The following is a 17,517-nucleotide window of genomic DNA, read 5'->3' on the forward strand; positions in this document are numbered from 1 at the left end:
TTGCCGATGCGTAGACCAAACTCGGAAAAACTTGTCAGGATTGATGCGGCGAGATGCTCCTACATGCAAGCGAGGCCAACCGGGCCGAGCCGAGGAAAGGCGGAGCACAATGGCTACCAAGCTGAAAAAGTTCGTTGCTGGAATTGCTGCGGCAGTGGCGGTCCCGGTAGCTCTGACAGGCGCGGGCACCGCGCACGCGAACCCCTTGGGCGTGAATCCGGTGCCGCACTACGGCGGCATCTGGATCGGCTGGAGCGGCGGCAGCGGAGGCACCTGGTGCACCTACACCTCCGACTGGTTCACCACGAGGGCCTACCAGAACTCCGCCGGAGAGGCGGGCTTCTTCGTCCCGGGCATTCCGCTGAACCGGTTCTGGGACATCAACGTCAACTGCGACAACGGCGACACCGGCTCCTACCCGGCCTACTACTACTGATGATCAGGGGAGAACCCTGCCGATGAGCGCGCTTATCGATTGGGACGAAGCACCCGACGAGGAACTTGCCCGCGCGGCCGCCTCGGGCGACCGCGCGGCGTTCGCCGCGATCTACGACCGCTACGCGGACCGGCTCAACGACTTCGTCGTGCGCATGGTCCGTGACAGTGACGCCGCTGCCGACTGTGTGCACGAGGCGTTCTGTACCGCGGCGACCGGGCTGTCGAAACTCCGTCAGCCCGAGAAGCTGCGCCCGTGGTTGTACGCGGTGTCGCGCTCGCAGGCCCTGCGGCACATTCAGCGCCGCAAGCTCGAACAACCGGCTGACGACGAATACCTCGACAGTGCATCGGCCGAGGCCGGTCCAGATGCGCTCGCCGAGCGGGACGACCTGGCCCAATTGATCCGGGAGGCCTGCGGCGGTCTCTCGGACCGCGACCGTGAGGTCATCGAACTGAGCTACCGCCACGGCCTCGACGGACCGGAACTCGGCAAGGCACTCGGCGTCAGCCCGGCGACCGCCAACACCCTGACCCATCGGGCCCGGGAGATGGTCGGCCGCTCGCTCGGTGCGCTGCTGGTGGCCCGGCAGACGCGCCAGGATCCGGCGCGCTGCCCGGAGCTGGCCGCCGTGCTCGATGGTTGGGACGGCACGATGACGGTGCTGATGCGTAAGCGCATCGCCCGGCACATCGAATCGTGCCCTGAATGTGAATCCGAACGGCGCCGCCGGGTGAGTCCGGCCGCGCTGCTCGGCGCCATGCCCTTCATCCCGGCCCCGAGGGAACTCCGGGATACGACGCTGGCCGACATTCAGTTGGTCTGCCGGACAACCGATTTGGTCGACGACGCCGATGCGGGGACCGGCGCGGGTGCCGGTACCTCGCCGGTGCAGGAACGGCGCCGCCGGCTCGTCCTGCCGATCAGCCTGGCCGCCTGCGCGCTGGTGCTGCTGGTGACAGGCCTGGTCGGGACGTTGGCCGGGCCGGGCCGCCACGGCCGCGAACCGGTCGACAGCGGCATCACGGCTCCGCTGGAAACGCCTGCGACGACGCCGCTTTCCGCTCCGCCGAGCACGCCGCGCAGCGCGCCGCCGCCGCCGAGTGAGCCGGGGACGCCGGCGCCCGGCGTCTCGACCAAATCTGTCCCGCCGGTGGTGGCGCCGAGTCAGCAGCCGGAGCAGGAAGTGCCGGCCGCCGAACCGATGCCGGCACCGCACCCGGCGCCGCCGGATCGCACGGCCAGCCGGCCCGGACCGGTGACTCGGCCGCCGATGTCGGTTGCGCCGCCCTCGTTCGAAGCCCCGCCGCCTCCCACCGGTGATCCGGGTTCCGGTGGCCGGAGATAGACCTGCTGCGCGCAGAATCGTTGACCCTGACGTGAGGGCGTAATCCACTCGAGCAACCGCGCCCTGAATTCAGGGTCAGCGTGGTGGCGTCGCGCAGAGTTGTTGATCCTGACGTGAGGGCGTAGGCCACTCGAACGATCGCGCCCTGAATTCAGGGTCAGCGTGGTGGCGTCGCGCAGAGTCGTTGACTCTGACGTGACGGCGTAGGCCACTCGAACGATCGCGCCGTCAATACAGGGTCAACGCGAAAAAGCCCGCCGCGGTGGGGATACCACCGTGGCGGGCTTCCGTCTGCAGGATGTCAGCCGGCATCCAGAGGCAGATTCGGGTTGACCGGAGCGGTCTTGCCGGGGCTCGGAATGGCGAGCGGGCCCTTCAATACCGGCCCATCGGGCTTGGGAGCGGGTGCCGGCTCCTTCGGCGGCGCGACCGGCGGCGCCGGCAGGTTGATGACGATGGGCGGGAACGTGGGCAGTGGTTGCGCGGGCGGTTCCGGGATCGCCTCTGGTGCGGGAGCCGGTGGCACGACCTCGGGGGCGGGACCGGCCGCCGGCGCCGCGGTGACGACGACGGGTGCTGCCGGTCGCTGGGGCGCGGCCGCCGGCACGTGGTCGGGAATCACCGGCGCCGCCGGCGCCGCCTGCGGGGCAGAGGGCGCGGGCAGCGCCGCCGGCGGCTGCACCAGAACGGCCGGCGCGGCCGCGGGCACGGCAGTCGAACCACCGGCCGGTGCCACCGAGGCGCCGGCGTCGAGTGAACTGATCGCGGTGAAGGCCACGGCGGCCGACGCCACGATGACGCTGGCCGCGCCGCCCAAGGCAAGTGCGACGCGGCGCCGGGCCCAGCGGCCGTCGTCGGTGCCGACGGCGACGGTGACGTCGTCCTCCGGCGCATCGGGCAGGGCGAGTTGGTCGCTGTACGCGAGCCGGGGGAAGGTCACCGAACGCGGGCCGGCGTCCACGGCGTCGGCTGCGATGGTGTTGTCGGTGTCGGGGTCCCACGGGGTGGGTGAATGGTTGCTCATGCTGGTATGAGCACTGCCGGCAGCAGAGTCTGACAAGTTTTTCGTGCCGATTCGGATTCCTCCGAAAAAAGTGTCCCCGGTGTCCGGGGGTCGCGCTCCTACCTATGACAGAGCCCGCACGGGGCGCCTGCGACACCAACCAAGGAGCACGAAATGAGCAACAACAACCCTGCCAAGCGGCAGTCTCTCGCGAAGCGAGCCGCCGCGGCCGCGCTGCTGTCCGGCAGCATGGCCCTGGCCGGCATGGGCCTGACGGCGGGCACCGCCCAAGCCCAGCCGTCCATCCCCGCACCACAGACCTGGGGCCACGACTACTGCTCGTGGGCCTGGTGGGACTGGGAGCACTGCCACTACTACTGGCACTGGTACGACTGGGACTGGAAGCACCACGAGCACGACAAGCACTGACCGGGCCGTGGTGGCACACCGCCCACGCGGATTCGAGACGCAGCCGGGTCTGGCGTTGAACCGGGTCCGGTCTGCTCTCGTTCTCCTCATTGAAGCCAACGCCGATGCTTGTTGATTCGGCAAACCATCATGCCTTCGCCGGATTAGCATCAGTGCATACCGGCGATCGATCCGGTACGGGAGCCCGTCTCATGACCGCAGTGCCAGATTGGGACATTGTCAGCGACGCCGACTTGGTCGGCGCCGCCCTTTCCGGACACCGCATGGCATTTGCCGGTATTTATGACCGCTATGCCGACCGGCTCCACGACTTCTGCGTCGGCATGGTCCGGGACCGCGATGCTGCCGCGGACTGCGTCCAGGACGTGTTCTGCACTGCCGCAACAGCTTTGGACAAGCTGCGGGAACCCGACAAGCTGCGTCCCTGGCTGTACGCGATCGCCCGGAACGAGGCGTTGCGCCGCATCCGGCAGCGGCGCCGCGAAGAACCGTCAGAAGAGCTGCCCGACGAGGCGTCCGGGGACGCCGGACCCGACACCCTGGCAGCCCGCAACGAACTGGCCAAACTGGTCGCCGAGGCCGCCGGCGGATTGTCCGACCGGGACCGCGCGGTACTGGAGCTGGGCTATCGCCACGGACTGGAGGGGCCCGAACTCGCCGAGGCCCTCGGCGTAAGTGCCGCCAGTGCCAAGAAGATCATGCAGCGGTTGCGCGACACCATGGAGCGCTCGCTGGGCGCGCTGCTCGTCGCCCGCCGCGGGCAGAGTGGCAACAGCTGCGCAGAGCTGGGCGCGATCCTCGCCGGGTGGGACGGAACCTTCACCATCCTGATGCGCAAGCGGATCGCCCGGCACATCGAAAGCTGCCCGACGTGCGATCAGGACCGGCGCCGCATGGTCAACCCGGTCGCGCTGCTCGGCGGCGCCCCGCTGTTCATCCCCGCCCCGACCTGGCTGCGGGACCGCACGCTGAATCGGATTCAGCTGACGTCGGCCTCCACCGATCTCGGCAGCGCACCCACCCAAGCGCAGAGTGCGCTGCCGGATGCGCCGACCGAACAGTTCGCCGCGGTCGACGTCCTCGATGCGGAACCTGCCGCCACGACGCCCAACGGCCGCGTGATGCTGACGATGTCGCTGCTGATCGGCATTCCGCTGATCGTGCTGGCGCTGACCATCGCCTGGCGGTACGAAACCAACGCGCCCGTCGCCCCGAAAGGCGTCACCACCTCTGTCACCGCGCCGCCCAGCACCACCCCCGAAAATCCGGTGACCACCACGGTCGCGCCTCCGCCGCCGCCCAGCCCGACCGCTGTCGTCACCGCTCCGCCCGAGCCGACGACGGCCGCGCCGCCCCGGGCGGTGCCGCCGCCGCAGCAGTCGCCGGTGCCGGTACCGCTACCGCCGGCCGCGCCCGTCGTCACACCTCAGCCGTCGCCGCGACCGTTGCCGCCGCACCACCCGCGGCCACCCGTGGTATCTGAACAGCCGTCGCCCAGTCAGGCGCCGCCCATCATCACCGAGCCGCTTCCGTCGCCGACCCCGACGACACCGGCCGGCACACCCAAGCCGCCCCGGCCGCGGCCGGGGCCCCAGGGCCCTGTGGGCCCCATCGAGCCGGCACCGGTGACGACGACGCAGCCGCCGGTCATCTACTAGCCGATTCCGAACTGCGAAGAAGCAGCCCGCCAAAAGTTGTCCCGCCGTGGGTGCCGCGCGACTCCTACCTGTGAGAGCCACCCATCCGGGACAGCAAGAACGACACAGGAGCACACCATGTCCACTGCCATGACCGCCACACTGCCGAACCTGGAGTACTCGTCTGACCCGGCCAGCGGAACCCTCCATGGGATGCCGACGATGCCGTTCGGAGCGCTGGCCTGGTCACTGACCGAACCGGAAGAAGCCGAAGAACCTCTGGCGCCGAACCTGATTCCCGCCGCACCGCTCGCGGCGACGCGGACACCGAAAACCATGCGGGTCGCGCTCGTCGCGATGGTGTTCGGCGGGGTCACCGTCGCCGCCGCGGTCGGTGCGATCCTGCTCGGCGACAACGACGAGCCGTCGACACCCCTGGCCGTCGTCGACCACACCCGGTCAACTCCGTATGTCGCTCCGGCCCCGATGCCGACCGCCAACCATGTGGCGACTCCGGCACCGGCGCCGGTCCCCAGTGTGGTCAGCGCGCCCGTCGTCATCCCGCCGAAGGCCATCGCGCCTGCGCAGCCGGTGGTCGTGCAGCCTGCCGCCGAGACGCCGAAGCCGACGCAGCAACGGCCGCACTGGAACTGGCCGCGCCGCATCTGGCAGCACCACGACAAGCAGGACAGCCCGCAGGACGGTCAAGACCAAAAGCGCTGAGCGCCAGGCTATCCGCGCAAGCCCAGCGGACCAGCCAGCGCAGTGAGCGTCGGCACCAGCTTGTCCCAGCCGCCGAGCACCTGGACCGTCACGTGATCGGCGCCGGCGTCGAGGTGCTCGGTGAGCCGTGCGGCGACGGCGTCGGGCGTGCCGTGGGCGACGACCGCGTCGATCAACGCATCGCTGCCCGGCTTGGCGATGTCGTCCTCGGAGAAGCCGAGTCGGCGCCAATTGTTCAGGTAATTGGTGAGATTCAGATAGAAGTCGACGGTCTGTCGACCGATGGCCCGTGCCTCCGCGGTGGCCTCGGCCGAACCGTCGGTCAGCACCACCTTGTGCTCGGGCGCCAGGAACGCGTCCGGCCCGATGACCTTGCGCGCCTCGGCCGTGTGCTCGGGGGTGGTGAGGTACGGGTGCGCGCCGGCACTGCGATCAGCCGCCAGCCGCAACACCTTCGGGCCGAGGGCCGCCACCACGCGGCGCGCCACCGGAACTCCCGCGGCGTCCAGCTCGTCCAGGTACTCGACGAGGACGTCGTACGGCTTGCGGTACTCCTTGGTGTGCTCGGGATGGCCGATGCCGACGCCCAGCACGAACCGTCCCGGGTACGCGGCCTCGATCCGGTGATACGACTCGGCGACCTGCGCGGCGGGCGCCGTCCACACGTTGACGATGCCGGTGGCCAGCTGCAGCTTCTCCGTCGCGGCCAGGATCGGTTCGACGAACGCCAGGTCACCGGCGGGGGAGCCGCCCGGCCATATCGCGCCGTATCCCAGCTTCTCGATCTCGGCGGCCTGCTCGGGGGTCGGGGCGCCGAACGTCCACACCCCGACGCGGCCCAGGTCCAGCTTGCTCATGGTCGATCCCTCCAATTACCGCAGGCCCAGTGGGCCGGCGAGTTCGGTCAGTGCGGGCACCAATTTGTCCGGCGACGTCAGCACCTGAACCGGTACGTGGTCGGCGCCGGCGTCGAGGTGCTGCTTCAGCCGTGCGGCGATCGCGTCGACGGTGCCGTAGGCGACCACCGCGTCGACCAGCCGGTCGCTGCCAGGCTTGGCGATGTCAGAGTCAGTGAACCCTAACCGCTTCCAGCTGTTGAGGTAATTGTTCAGATTGAGGTAAAGCTCCAGGGCCTGGCGGCCGACGGCTCGGGCCTTATCCGCGTCGGTCGTCAGAATCGCTTTGTGCTCGGGCGCCAGGAACGCGTCCGGCCCGATCAGCTCACGCGCTTGGGCGGTGTGCTCCGGGGTGGTCAGGTAGGGATGGGCGCCGGCGCTGCGCCGGGCCGAGAGCTTCAGCACCTGTGGGCCGAGCGCGGCCACCGCCCGGTGTTCCTTCGGCACGCCATACTCGTCGAGCTTGTCGAGATACTCGTTCAGCGCGTCGAGCGGCTTCTTGTACTCGGTGATGACTTCGCGGTGCCCGACGCCGATGCCGAGGAGGAACCGGCCCGGATAGGCGGTGTTGATGCGGTGGAACGACTCGGCCACCGGTCCGGCGGCCGCCGTCCAGATGTTGACGATGCCGGTCGCGACCTTCAGCCGCTCCGTCGCGCCGAGCAGTGGCTCGACCCAGTCCAGTTCCGCGGGCGGGGATCCCCCGACCCAGATCGCGCCGTAGCCCAGCGCTTCGATTTCTGCTGCCTGTTGCGGCGTTGCGCCGCGCCCGAATACGCCGTAGCGCCCAAGGTCTGGTTTGGTCACCTTTGCGGCAACTCTGGGGCGCGGGCGGCTATTCCGTTCGGCGCGCGGTGAGTTGAACTATCCCGCTGCCACGGCCGGGAACTCTTCCGGCGCCGGCGCGTGCACGGGCAACGTGACGATGAACGTGGTGTCGCCCGGTTTGGATTCGACGTAGATGTTGCCGTGGTGCTTCTCGCAGATGATGCGCCACGCCAGGTCGAGCCCCAGTCCGGTGCCCTCGCCGAAGGGCTTGGTCGTGAAGAACGGGGTGAAGATGCGCTCGATGACGTCGGGCGGAATGCCCGGGCCGTTGTCGTTGATCTCGATCCGGACGGTGTCGTCGCTGACGCGCTTGGTGCGGATCGTCAGCACGCCGCAGCCCTTCATGGCCTGCAGTGCGTTGTCGATGATGTTCGTCCACACCTGGTTCAGATCGGCTGGGTAGCACTGCAATTCGGGCAGTGCCGGGTCGTATTCCTTGACCACCTTGACGCACGTGGTGCCGTCCTTGCCGATGCGGTCACCGAACATCATCAGGGTGCTGCGCAACAACTCATGTACGTTGGCGTTCTGGTATGGGGCACGGTCCATCTGGGAGTACTGCTTGGCGCCGGCCAGCAGCGTCGAAATCCGTTTGCTCGCTTCGGAAATCTCACACATCAGCAGCTCGGTGTCGATGGTGTACTTCAGCCAGCCCAGCGCGCCCTGCAGCGTCGCGGACGCATCGGCGCATCCGAGCGACGACGAAATGCCTTCCAGCCAAGCAACATCCAGGCCGGCGTCGACGAACGTGGGGGCGTAGTCCCAGGCGGATGCGATGTCGTGGTCCTCGAGCCATTCGCCGATCGCGTCTTCGCGATCGGAGGCCTCGATGGCCGACAGCTCCTGCGTCCTGGCCTTGGCCACCTGCTCGGCGATGCCTTCCTGAATGCCGACCAGTACTCGCAGCGACTGCGGGCTGACCTGACCGTCGGCCAGCATGGCCAGCTTGTGCCGCATCTTGCCGATGCGGTCGTGCAGGTCGGCGACGGCGCGCGCGGTCGCGGCGGCCGGGTTGTTCAGCTGATGGGTCAGGCCGGCCGACAGCTGGCCCAGGGCGAGGAGCTTCTCGCGCTGGCCGACGATCTGCCGCCCGCGGCGGCCGCCGACCTTGTGGCCCTCCAGCAGGTGCACCGCCATCGGGAATTCCTTGCGCATGAAGTCGGCGTAGGCGTTGGCGTCCAGGACGAAGAACCGCGACGGCTTGGTCACCCGCACCGACGCCTCGTAGACCGGCTGCTCGTCGGGGATGTACGCGGACCAGGCGCCGCAGTACACGCCGCGCATCGAGGTGCGGTTGGTCTCGATGTCGATGCCGCCCGACTTCATCGACATCACCAGCTCGCCGTCGAGCATGACGTAGAAGCAGGTGGCCGGTTCGCCTTCGGTGCAGACGGGGCCGGGCTCGAACGTCGCGATGTGACCGTTGGCGCACAGCGTGTCCAGCTGCTCGTCGGTCAACGCCTCGAAAAGGAACAGCGTTTTCAGTTCACTTCGCGCGCACGTTTCGCCCATACCGGTCTCCTCCTACGTCTCGGCCAGATACCGGTGCACCAGCATCACTGCCATCGAGCCTTCGCCAACCGCGGCTGCGACCCGTTTGGCCGATTCAGCGCGGACATCTCCTGCAACAAACACACCGGGCACACTTGTTTCCAAGTGGTGCGGCGGCCGGTCCAGGTTCCAGCCGCAGACATCCTTGAGATCCGGGCCGGTGAGGATGAAGCCGTGGTCGTCGCGGGCGATGCCGGCGTTCTCCAGCCACTGGGTGCGCGGGGTGGCGCCGATGAAACAGCACAGGCGCGTCGACTCGACGTGCTCGCGCTCGCCGGTGGCGTTGTTGACGAGCCACAGCCCGGTCAGGTGCCCGTCCTCGCCGCAGGTGTCGACCACCTCGGTGCAGGTCCGGACGCTGATGTTCGGGGTGTTCTCGATCTGCTGGATCAGGTAGTAGGACATCGACGCCTCGAGCGACTTGCCGCGTACCAGCAGCGTCACCGACTTGGCCTGCTGCGACATGAACATCGCGGCCTGGCCGGCGGAGTTCGCGCCGCCGACGATGTAGACGTCCTCGCCCGCGCATTCGGATGCCTGCGACACCGAGGCGCCGTAGAAGACGCCGTTGCCGACATAGCTGTTGCCGACGCTGTCGGGGTCCTCCCAGCACCCGGCGACCTGCAGATGCCGGTAGTCGACGCCGGTGGCCAGGATGACCGACCGTGCGGTGATGCTCCGGCCGTCGTCGAAGGTCAGCGTCTTGCTGGCCAGCGACGAGACGTCCAGCTCGACGACCTCACGGGTGGTGATGACCTCGGCCGCGAAGCGCTCGGCCTGCCGCCGCGCCGAGGTGGTGAGCTCGGCGCCGGAGATTCCGGTCTCGAAGCCCAGGTAGTTCTCGATGCGCGAGCTGCGGCCCGCCTGTCCGCCGGTGGTGGTGCGCTCGATCAGCACCGTGCGCAGCCCCTCGGACGCGCCGTACACCGCGGCCGCCAGACCGGCCGGTCCGCCGCCGATGACGGCCAGGTCGTACATCTCCAGCGACGGGGTGGTGGCCAGGCCGAGCATCGCAGCCAGCTGGGCATCGGTCGGCTGGACCAGCGTCTCGCCCTGCTCGGAGATCACCACCGGCAGCTCCAGCCCGTCGAGGCCGGCGGCAGTCAGCAGCTGCTTGCCCTTGGGCTCGTCCGACGCGTATGCCCGGTAGTAGTGCTGGTTGCGGGCCAGGAACTGGCGGACCTCCCACGAGCGGGGATTCCACCGGTGGCCGATCACCTTGGTGTGCGGGACGGCGCGGTCGCCGACCTCGTGCCAGGCCTCCAGCAGGCCGTCGATGATCGGATACAGCTTCTCCTCGGGCGGGTCCCAGGGCTTGAGCAGATAGTGGTCCAGGTCGACCAGGTTGATGGCGTTGATCGCGGCGTGGGTGTCCGCGTACGCGGTCAGCAGCACGCGGCGGGCCAGCGGAAACACGTCCATGGCCAGTTCCAGGAAGTCGATGCCGTTCATCTCCGGCATCTGGTAGTCGGCGATGAACATCGCCACGGTGTCGCCCCGTAGCTGCAGCTCGTTGATCGCTACCAGCGCGTCCTGTCCGGATTCGGCGCGTACGATCCGGTAACGCTCGCCATAGTGTTTGCGCAGGTCGCGGGCGACGGCCCGGGACACTGCGGGATCGTCGTCCACGGTGAGAATCACCGGATTGCGAGCCGGGGAAGCGGGTCCAGTCATCGTTGTTCATTATGCGCCCTGACTTGCGAAGACGATGCGCCCACCTAGGGTCTGCCGGGGTGCCTCGCGGATTTTGGTACCTGGGGTCCGAGCGGGTATCGTGGACCAACGGTGCAGCTTCTGCGCCGGCTCTTTGCGTGCTCTGTTTTGAAGTTCCCCGGAATTTCCTGGCATTAAGTCCACGTTCTTGTAGCCGGGGTGGGCTCTGCGCCGAGCACGGGCGTATGAGATACGAAACCGAAGAACCAGAGGATTACCAAAGAGTATGGCCAAGAAAGACGGCGCCATCGAGGTCGAGGGTCGCGTGATCGAGCCCCTGCCCAATGCGATGTTCCGCATTGAGCTGGAGAACGGTCACAAGGTGCTCGCCCATATCAGCGGCAAGATGCGGCAGCACTACATCCGCATCCTGCCGGAGGACCGTGTCGTAGTGGAGCTCTCTCCGTACGACCTGTCCCGTGGCCGCATCGTGTACCGCTACAAGTAACGCCCGAGCACCACCAATTCAGAACCGAGAAAAGGATCGCTAAGTCGTGAAGGTGAACCCGAGCGTCAAGCCGATCTGCGACAAGTGCAGGGTGATCCGCCGCCACGGCCGGGTCATGGTGATCTGCTCTGACCCGCGGCACAAGCAGCGGCAGGGCTGAGCATCAGCTCAAGCAGCACCCAAAACTGAATGCAGACCTCCCAGTACCACTGAGGGCATACGGCTCTCAACCACGTCCGGCACGGAGGCCGGACCCCGAAAAAGACGGGGAACGGACTGGGATCAGACCTCCGCAACGAAAAGGAACACTGCCTGATGGCACGCCTCATGGGCGTTGATCTCCCGCGTGACAAGCGCATGGAGATCGCGCTGACCTACATCTACGGCATCGGCCGTACCCGCAGCCAGGAAATCCTGTCTGCCACCGGCATTGACCGGGACCTGCGCACCAAGGACCTCACCGACGACCAGGTGACCCAGCTGCGCGACTACATCGAAGGCAACCTCAAGGTCGAGGGTGACCTGCGCCGCGAGGTGCAGGCCGACATCCGTCGCAAGATCGAGATCGGTTGCTACCAGGGCCTGCGCCACCGTCGTGGCCTGCCCGTGCGTGGCCAGCGCACCAAGACCAACGCGCGTACCCGCAAGGGCCCGAAGCGCACCATCGCCGGCAAGAAGAAGGCCAGGTAAGTAAATGGCACCCACCAAGAAAGCCGGCGCTGCTTCGAAGCGCGGCAAGCCCACTCGTCGCCGGGAAAAGAAGAACGTCCCGCACGGCGCCGCTCACATCAAGAGCACGTTCAACAACACCATCGTCTCGATCACCGATCCCCAGGGCAACGTCATCGCCTGGGCCTCGTCGGGTCACGTCGGCTTCAAGGGTTCGCGCAAGAGCACCCCGTTCGCCGCGCAGCTCGCCGCCGAGAACGCTGCCCGCAAGGCGCAGGAGCACGGTGTCAAGAAGGTCGACGTCTTCGTGAAGGGCCCGGGTTCGGGCCGCGAGACCGCGATCCGTTCGCTGCAGGCCGCCGGCCTCGAGGTTGGCGCGATTTCCGACGTCACCCCGCAGCCGCACAACGGCTGCCGTCCGCCCAAGCGGCGCCGGGTCTAGGGAGGATTTGAAAAATGGCTCGTTATACCGGACCCGCCACACGCAAGTCGCGCCGCCTCGGCGTCGACCTCGTCGGTGACGATCAGTCGTTCGAAAAGCGCCCCTACCCGCCCGGCCAGCACGGCCGCGCGCGGATCAAGGAGAGCGAATACCGCACCCAGCTGCAGGAGAAGCAGAAGGCTCGCTTCACCTACGGCGTCATGGAGAAGCAGTTCCGCAAGTACTACGAGGAAGCCAACCGCAAGGCTGGCAAGACCGGTGAGAACCTGCTGCAGATCCTCGAAAGCCGTCTGGACAACGTCGTGTACCGCGCCGGCCTGGCCCGTACCCGCCGCATGGCCCGTCAGCTGGTCAGCCACGGTCACTTCACCGTCAACGGTGTCAAGGTGAACATCCCGAGCTACCGGGTGTCGCAGTACGACATCATCGACATCAAGCCGAAGTCGCTGAACACCCTGCCGTTCCAGATCGCTCGCGAGGTCGCCGGTGACCGTCCGGTCCCGTCGTGGCTGCAGGTCGTCGGCGAGCGTCAGCGCATCCTCGTGCACCAGCTGCCCGAGCGCGCCCAGATCGTCGTGCCGCTCACCGAGCAGCTGATCGTCGAGTTCTACTCGAAGTAATTCGAGTCCTGGTGGCCCGCCCAATCCCGGGCGGGCACCAACCAACCGGCATCAAATAGCGGGTGCCGAGAAGGAGATAGAAAAATGCTGATCTCTCAGCGACCCACCCTGTCCGAGGACGTGCTGGCCGAGAACCGGTCGCGGTTCACCATCGAGCCGCTGGAGCCGGGCTTCGGTTACACCCTCGGCAACTCGCTGCGGCGCACGCTGCTGTCGTCCATCCCGGGCGCAGCGGTCACCAGCATCCGCATCGACGGTGTCCTGCACGAGTTCACCACCGTCCCCGGGGTCAAGGAAGACGTCACCGACATCATCCTGAACCTCAAGGGCCTGGTCGTCTCCTCGGAAGAGGACGAGCCGGTCACCATGTACCTGCGCAAGCAGGGCCCGGGTGCCGTCACCGCCGGTGACATCGTGCCCCCGGCCGGTGTGACGGTCCACAACCCGGACATGCACATCGCCACCCTGAACGACAAGGGCAAGCTGGAGGTCGAGCTCGTCGTCGAGCGCGGCCGCGGTTACGTCCCGGCCGTGCAGAACAAGGCTTCGGGTGCCGAGATCGGCCGTATTCCGGTCGACTCGATCTACTCGCCGGTGCTGAAGGTCACCTACAAGGTGGAGGCCACCCGCGTCGAGCAGCGCACCGACTTCGACAAGCTGATCCTGGATGTCGAGACCAAGAACTCGATCGCCCCGCGCGACGCCCTGGCTTCGGCCGGCAAGACGCTGGTCGAGCTGTTCGGTCTGGCCCGTGAGCTCAACGTCGAGGCCGAAGGCATCGAGATCGGCCCGTCGCCGGCCGAGGCAGACCACATCGCCTCGTTCGCGCTGCCGATCGACGACCTGGAGCTGACCGTGCGGTCGTACAACTGCCTCAAGCGCGAGGGTGTGCACACCGTCGGCGAGCTGGTCTCGCGTACCGAGTCGGACCTGCTGGACATCCGTAACTTCGGCCAGAAGTCCATCGACGAGGTCAAGATCAAGCTGCACCAGCTCGGTCTGTCGCTCAAGGACAGCCCCGCCACGTTCGACCCGTCGCAGGTCGCCGGCTACGACGTGGCCACCGGCACCTGGAACAGCGATGCCAGCTATGACCTGGACGCCGACCAGGACTACGCCGAAACCGAACAGCTGTAATAAGAAATTCCGTCCCGGCCCTACCTGATACGGGGGCCGGCCCCAATTAGGAGAAGTAGCAATGCCCAAACCCACTAAGGGTGCTCGCCTCGGCGGGTCGTCGTCGCACCAGAAGGCGATCCTGGCCAACCTGGCCACCTCGCTGTTCGAGCACGGCCGCATCAAGACCACTGATGCCAAGGCCCGGGCGTTGCGTCCGTACGCCGAGAAGCTCATCACCCACGCCAAGAAGGGCGCGCTGCACAACCGGCGCGAGGTGATGAAGAAGATCCGCGACAAGGACGTGGTGCACACCCTGTTCGCCGAGATCGCACCGCATTTCGCGGACCGCGAGGGCGGCTACACCCGCATCATCAAGGTCGAGAACCGCAAGGGCGACAACGCCCCCATGGCCGTGATCGAGCTGGTCCGGGAGAAGACCGTCGTCTCCGAGGCCGACCGCGCCCGTCGCGCGGCCGCCGCTCAGGCGAAGGCTGCCGAAGCCGAGGCTCCCGCTGAGGAAGCCGCTGTCGAGGCTCCGGTTGCCGAGGTCGAGGCTGCTGACGAGGGCATCGCCGACGCTCAGACCGCTGAGGCCGAGGCTGAGGCGACCGAGGATGAGGCCAAGTCCTAATCACGCTGTGAACGACGTGCCCGCCATCGAATCCGATGGCGGGCACGTTCGTTTACGGCTGGATATCTCGTACGACGGCACCGAATTCGCCGGTTGGGCACCGCAGGCCGGGCAGCGCACGGTCGCCGGTGTCATCGAAGAGACGTTGTCGACGGTGTTCCGTGAGCCGGTGCGCCTGGTCACCGCGGGGCGGACCGATACCGGCGTGCATGCCACCGGGCAGGTCGCACACGTCGACGTGCCTTCTGCCGCACTGAGTTTCGCCTATCCGCGCTCGCCGCGGCCGGGGGACCCCGAGTTCCTGCCGCTGGTGCGCCGGCTCGCGCGGTTCCTGCCCGCCGATGTGCGGGTGCGCCAGATCGTCCGGGCCGCACCGGGTTTCGACGCCCGGTTCTCGGCGCTGCGGCGGCACTACGAATACCGGTTGTCGTTGGCGCCGTATGGCGTTGAGCCGCAACAGGCCCGGTTCATCACACCGTGGCCGCGGCCGCTGGATCTGGACGCCATGACGGCCGCCTCGCAGGAGTTGTTGGGGCTGCAGGATTTTGCCGCGTTCTGCCGCTTTCGTGAGGGCGCGACGACCATCCGGGATCTGCAGCGGCTGGACTGGCAGCGCTCGGGTGATCTGGTCACCGCCCACGTGGCGGCTGACGCCTTCTGCTGGAACATGGTGCGGTCGCTGGTCGGCGCGTTGCTCGCCGTGGGGGAGGGCCGTCGCGAACCCGGTTGGATCGCAGGCCTTTTGGCGGCCGACAGCCGGTCCAGCGAGTACGCCGCCGCCCCGGCGCGGGGCCTGACGCTGGTGTCGGTGGACTACCCGCCCGACGATCAGCTGGCGTCCCGGATCGCCGTCACCCGGGATCTGCGTACCCTCGATTAGCTCACGGTGCCGGCGGTGGGGGCGGGGCCAGGCGGGCGGCGACGAAATCGGCGGCCTGATTGACCATGCCGGACCCGATGTAGCCGTCCTGCAGGTGGTTCTGCCAGTCGCCCTGTAGTTGGGCGATGGTCTGCGGCAGTCCGTCCATGCAGACGGGATCGGCGCCGTTGCACTGGTCGATGGTGCGATCCAGGTAGATCGGGCTGATGTTGGAGCCGCCCATCCGGTGGGTGACGTTGCCGAACAGCGCCACCGCGGCGACATGGGAGTCCATCCCCGGCGGCAGCGGCCTGTTGAATCCCCAGCCCGGGTTGTCGGAGGTCAATGCCACGGCCGCCGATGCGGCGCCCAGCGAGTACCCGCCGATCACCAGCCGGGTGTCGGGGCACCGCCCCGCCATGTCCTGGATGCGCGAGCTGATGTCGTTGGCGCCCTGGGCGATTTCGACGTTGGCGGGATAGTTCACCGCGTAGACCCCGACATTCAGCGGTGTCTTGGCGCGCAGCGCGTCGACGAATGCGCCGCCCACGCGGCCGACGCCCGGTCGCTCGTTGCGGCCGCGCGCGAAGATCACCTCGACCTGCGGGCACGGGTCTGCCGCTGCGGCACCGATGACATCTGCGGGGGCTGCGACCGTCGCCGCCACCACCCCGGTGGCAACCGATGCTGCCGCGCCGGCCAGGGCGACGGCAGACCGGACGGACGTCATGACGGAGCGGGGGGTCATGGCTGGAGTCTAGCGGCGGATCACAGACGCGCAGCCACGAACTTCGCGGCCTGGTTCACCATGCCGGACTTGATGTAGCCCGGCGCGAGGTGATCCTGCCATTCCGAACGCCATTTGTAGGGGCTGCTCGGATTACAGACCGGGTCGTCGGAATGGCAGAGGTCGATGGTCCGATTCTGGTACGTCGGGCTCAGCGCGGAGATGGGCAGGGCCCAGTTGGAGCCATTGCCGAAGAGCGCCACGGCCGCGATGTGCTGATCGGCGCCACGGGGCAGGGGACTGTTGAAGGTGAACGCCGCAATGGGCACGGCGATAACCAGATCGGTGGCGGCGGCGCCCAATGAGTAACCGCCGAGCACGATTTTGGTCGATGGGCAGTTGCGGGCGAGCCATTGCACGCGCCGGCTCATGTCGTTGGCGGCTATGTCGACCTGGGTGTCCGCCGGGTAATTCACCGGGTACAGACCGATATTCGGGCCGCGGAGCTGGCGCAGCGCGGTGACGAAGGCGGCGCCAACCTGTCCGGGGCCGGGCGGCTCCATCCTGCCGCGGGCGAACACGACCTCTGCGGGAGCGCACGTGGCAGCGGCATTCGCCACCCCAATGTCAGTCAGTAGCACCGACATTGGGGCGGCGCCGACAGTCAGAGCGGTGATCAGCACACAGAGCGTCCGGCGGCCAATCACAAATCCGATGGTATCCCGACGAATTGACGGTCTCGTCGAGAAATGATGCCAGCCTTACAACAATCCGGCGACGAAGCCGGCGGCTTCGTTGGTCGGGCCGCCGGCATAGGTCTTGTGCGCGGGCACACTCTGACCGTCGGTCTGGCAGATCGGATCCCCCGCATTGCACAGGTCGATGACCTTGCCGCCCCACACCGGGCTCGCCGTCAACGGCAGACCCAACTTGGCGGACGGATTGCCGAACACCGCGATCGCCGCGACGTGGCCCGCGGCCTCCGGGGGCAGCGGGTTGTTGAAACCGATGCCCGGAACCGGGATGGCGCCGATGACGTCCATCACCGCGGCGCCCTGCGAATAGCCGCCGAGCACCTGCCGGGTGTTCGGGCAGTTCTCGGCCATCCACTGGATGTGGGCGCTGGCGTCGTTGGCACCGTCAGCGGCGGCCAGGAAGTCGTACGACGCCGGGTAGACGACGGCGTAGGCGCCGACCGAGCGCCCACCGACCTTGTTGCGCAACTGATTCACGAACGCCCCGCCGACCCGGCCCAGGCCGGGGTCTTCGGACGTGCCGCGGGCGAACGTCACCTCGATGTCGGGGCAGTTGGCAGCGGCGGCGGTGCCGACGGCACCCAATGAAGGCGGCGTCAGCACTGTGATGCCGGCCATGACTACGGTGGTTGCGGTGCCGGCGAAGGCCCGGCGCAGTGCACTGATGATCACACCGAATCCTA

General features: G+C 67.8%; 21 protein-coding genes. 13 read left to right on the forward strand and 8 right to left on the reverse strand.

Going from position 1 to position 17,517, the window contains the following annotated elements; all coding sequences use genetic code 11:
• The first annotated feature begins 109 nt into the window (after positions 1–109).
• Both H289_RS0114145 and H289_RS33420 read left to right on the forward strand, forming a co-directional pair.
• Positions 110–436 carry a hypothetical protein gene (locus H289_RS0114145; protein WP_138158513.1) on the forward strand — a complete coding sequence of 109 codons (327 nt, stop codon included), beginning with the start codon at positions 110–112 and terminating at the stop codon, positions 434–436.
• Between the two features lie 22 nt (positions 437–458).
• Complete coding sequence (locus tag H289_RS33420) at positions 459–1,784, forward strand: RNA polymerase sigma factor (RefSeq protein WP_020101454.1); 1,326 nt, start codon at positions 459–461, stop codon at positions 1,782–1,784.
• Positions 1,785–2,085: 301 nt separating this feature from the next.
• On the opposite strand, the gene H289_RS33880 is transcribed toward H289_RS33420, so the two are convergent.
• Positions 2,086–2,808 (reverse strand): hypothetical protein, encoded by a 723-nt coding sequence (locus tag H289_RS33880; RefSeq protein ID WP_029105225.1) that lies wholly within the window; start codon positions 2,806–2,808, stop codon positions 2,086–2,088.
• A 153-nt stretch (positions 2,809–2,961) separates the two neighbouring features.
• Between H289_RS33880 and H289_RS0114165 the strand changes: the two genes are divergently transcribed.
• The 3 genes from H289_RS0114165 to H289_RS0114175 all read left to right on the forward strand — a co-directional run bounded on the left by H289_RS0114165 (position 2,962) and on the right by H289_RS0114175 (position 5,576).
• On the forward strand, positions 2,962–3,216 hold the full coding sequence (locus H289_RS0114165) for a hypothetical protein (RefSeq protein ID WP_020101455.1): 255 nt from the start codon (positions 2,962–2,964) through the stop codon (positions 3,214–3,216).
• A gap of 191 nt (positions 3,217–3,407) precedes the next feature.
• Entirely contained in the window at positions 3,408–4,874 is a 1,467-nt protein-coding gene (locus H289_RS33425) for an RNA polymerase sigma factor (RefSeq protein ID WP_036420503.1), read from the forward strand.
• Between the two features lie 117 nt (positions 4,875–4,991).
• Positions 4,992–5,576, forward strand: a complete 585-nt coding sequence (locus H289_RS0114175) for a hypothetical protein (RefSeq protein ID WP_155944133.1) — start codon at positions 4,992–4,994, stop codon at positions 5,574–5,576.
• An 8-nt stretch (positions 5,577–5,584) separates the two neighbouring features.
• On the opposite strand, the gene H289_RS0114180 is transcribed toward H289_RS0114175, so the two are convergent.
• The 4 genes from H289_RS0114180 to H289_RS0114195 are packed head-to-tail and all read right to left on the reverse strand — an operon-like array spanning position 5,585 to position 10,525.
• Complete coding sequence (locus H289_RS0114180) at positions 5,585–6,433, reverse strand: LLM class F420-dependent oxidoreductase (RefSeq protein WP_020101456.1); 849 nt, start codon at positions 6,431–6,433, stop codon at positions 5,585–5,587.
• 15 nt (positions 6,434–6,448) lie between these two features.
• The gene (locus tag H289_RS0114185; RefSeq protein WP_020101457.1) at positions 6,449–7,279 is read right to left on the reverse strand and encodes an LLM class F420-dependent oxidoreductase; all 831 of its coding nucleotides are present in this window, start codon (positions 7,277–7,279) and stop codon (positions 6,449–6,451) included.
• 57 nt (positions 7,280–7,336) lie between these two features.
• On the reverse strand, positions 7,337–8,812 hold the full coding sequence (locus H289_RS0114190; RefSeq protein WP_020101458.1) for an ATP-binding protein: 1,476 nt from the start codon (positions 8,810–8,812) through the stop codon (positions 7,337–7,339).
• A 12-nt stretch (positions 8,813–8,824) separates the two neighbouring features.
• Positions 8,825–10,525, reverse strand: coding sequence for an NAD(P)/FAD-dependent oxidoreductase (locus tag H289_RS0114195; RefSeq protein WP_029105227.1), 1,701 nt, complete (start codon positions 10,523–10,525; stop codon positions 8,825–8,827).
• 265 nt (positions 10,526–10,790) lie between these two features.
• On the opposite strand from H289_RS0114195, the gene infA reads away from it, so the two are divergent.
• From infA to truA, 8 genes are all read left to right on the forward strand, one after another.
• Positions 10,791–11,012 (forward strand): translation initiation factor IF-1, encoded by a 222-nt coding sequence (infA, locus tag H289_RS0114200; protein ID WP_003886926.1) that lies wholly within the window; start codon positions 10,791–10,793, stop codon positions 11,010–11,012.
• Between the two features lie 46 nt (positions 11,013–11,058).
• Complete coding sequence (rpmJ, locus tag H289_RS0114205; protein WP_003879483.1) at positions 11,059–11,172, forward strand: 50S ribosomal protein L36; 114 nt, start codon at positions 11,059–11,061, stop codon at positions 11,170–11,172.
• A gap of 155 nt (positions 11,173–11,327) precedes the next feature.
• The gene (gene rpsM, locus H289_RS0114210) at positions 11,328–11,702 is read left to right on the forward strand and encodes a 30S ribosomal protein S13 (protein WP_020101460.1); all 375 of its coding nucleotides are present in this window, start codon (positions 11,328–11,330) and stop codon (positions 11,700–11,702) included.
• Positions 11,703–11,706: 4 nt separating this feature from the next.
• The gene (gene rpsK, locus H289_RS0114215; protein ID WP_020101461.1) at positions 11,707–12,123 is read left to right on the forward strand and encodes a 30S ribosomal protein S11; all 417 of its coding nucleotides are present in this window, start codon (positions 11,707–11,709) and stop codon (positions 12,121–12,123) included.
• A 14-nt stretch (positions 12,124–12,137) separates the two neighbouring features.
• Entirely contained in the window at positions 12,138–12,743 is a 606-nt protein-coding gene (gene rpsD / locus H289_RS0114220) for a 30S ribosomal protein S4 (RefSeq protein WP_020101462.1), read from the forward strand.
• An 84-nt stretch (positions 12,744–12,827) separates the two neighbouring features.
• Positions 12,828–13,880, forward strand: a complete 1,053-nt coding sequence (locus H289_RS0114225) for a DNA-directed RNA polymerase subunit alpha (RefSeq protein WP_020101463.1) — start codon at positions 12,828–12,830, stop codon at positions 13,878–13,880.
• Positions 13,881–13,941: 61 nt separating this feature from the next.
• Complete coding sequence (gene rplQ / locus H289_RS0114230; protein WP_020101464.1) at positions 13,942–14,493, forward strand: 50S ribosomal protein L17; 552 nt, start codon at positions 13,942–13,944, stop codon at positions 14,491–14,493.
• Positions 14,477–15,373 carry a tRNA pseudouridine(38-40) synthase TruA gene (truA, locus tag H289_RS0114235; protein ID WP_036420507.1) on the forward strand — a complete coding sequence of 299 codons (897 nt, stop codon included), beginning with the start codon at positions 14,477–14,479 and terminating at the stop codon, positions 15,371–15,373. Before rplQ ends, truA begins: the two co-directional genes overlap by 17 nt.
• Before the next feature lies 1 nt (position 15,374).
• Here truA and H289_RS0114240 read toward each other — a convergent pair whose 3' ends face one another.
• The 3 genes from H289_RS0114240 to H289_RS0114250 all read right to left on the reverse strand — a co-directional run bounded on the left by H289_RS0114240 (position 15,375) and on the right by H289_RS0114250 (position 17,452).
• Positions 15,375–16,100, reverse strand: a complete 726-nt coding sequence (locus H289_RS0114240; protein ID WP_036420510.1) for a cutinase family protein — start codon at positions 16,098–16,100, stop codon at positions 15,375–15,377.
• A gap of 20 nt (positions 16,101–16,120) precedes the next feature.
• Complete coding sequence (locus H289_RS0114245; protein ID WP_051128497.1) at positions 16,121–16,726, reverse strand: cutinase family protein; 606 nt, start codon at positions 16,724–16,726, stop codon at positions 16,121–16,123.
• Positions 16,727–16,840: 114 nt separating this feature from the next.
• Positions 16,841–17,452 (reverse strand): cutinase family protein, encoded by a 612-nt coding sequence (locus tag H289_RS0114250; RefSeq protein WP_051128498.1) that lies wholly within the window; start codon positions 17,450–17,452, stop codon positions 16,841–16,843.
• Between the last annotated feature and the right edge of the window lie 65 nt (positions 17,453–17,517).

The organism is Mycobacterium sp. 360MFTsu5.1 (assembly GCF_000383495.1).
Taxonomy (GTDB): domain Bacteria; phylum Actinomycetota; class Actinomycetes; order Mycobacteriales; family Mycobacteriaceae; genus Mycobacterium; species Mycobacterium mucogenicum_B.